Source organism: Acidimicrobiales bacterium (genome assembly GCA_030747595.1).
Taxonomy (GTDB): Bacteria; Actinomycetota; Acidimicrobiia; order Acidimicrobiales; family MedAcidi-G1; genus UBA9410.
On the sequence record JASLKK010000041.1, the window covers coordinates 1 to 943 of the forward strand.

The 943-nt window shown below is 63.3% G+C and carries 1 protein-coding gene; it reads right to left on the reverse strand.

Translation table 11 applies throughout. The annotated features are described in order from the left end of the window. Nucleotides 1-943 (reverse strand): branched-chain amino acid ABC transporter substrate-binding protein (locus QF777_11930; GenBank protein MDP6912248.1); only part of this gene is annotated, 943 nt, incomplete at both ends.

The window sequence follows — 943 nt, forward strand, 5'->3', positions numbered from 1 at the left end:
CGTGGCCGATCACGGTGATCTTCTGGGAACCACAGTCGCCAAAGGCGTCACAGGTGATCAGGCCAATGATGCCCGAGTAGTCGGTAACCGAGTTGAGGTGCTCGCGCACGCCCGCCCGGTCGATGACCAGCGTGCCGCCATCGTCATAGGACGCAGCAGCAATGGCGTCGAGCAGCAACGTCGTGGCGTCATAGGAATGCGCCCAGAACGGTGCAGCAGGATCCTCGCCCCACTCGGAGTTGTACGCAGCCAGGAACGCATCAGCGGTCTGACCCGTCGACTGGTTGAAGTTGGTTCCGTAACGGATGTCGGGACCCGAGAAGTACATGCCCTCGGTCTCTTCGAGCGCCATGTAGTTCGAGTTCAACAAGCCGTCAGCAGCCATCAGGGTGATGGCCTCGATGCCCGGAACGTCACGCGCCTGCTGGACGATGAAGTCGCCCTCAGGCTGGAAGATCGGGAAGAACAACAGTTCCGGACCGCCGGCGGCGATCTCGGTCAGGACCGGCACCATGTCGGTGTCGCCCTTGTTGACCGCCGTGAACCCGGTCATCGTTCCGCCACCAGCCTCGAACGCATCGGCAAACGCCTGCGCGAGACCGTTGGTGTACGGATCGCCGTCATGGATGGCCGCAGCCGTACCCACACCAAGGACGTCGAGGGCGAAGTTCGCAGCCGCCGCACCCTGGTACAGGTCGTTATGCGCGGTCCGGTAGTAACCGACGTGGTAGTTCGACCCCGCCGTGCCGGCCAGGTCGCTGGTCAGAGCCGGGGACGTGTTCGAACCCGAGATCATCACCATGCCGGCCTCAGAGATGAGCGGTGCCGCAGCAGTGGCCGCACCCGAACAACTCGTACCAATCACACCGACAACGTCTTCGTCAGCGACGATCGTCTGGGCAGCCGCCTGGCCACCATCAGCGCTGCAAAGGTCGTCCAGACC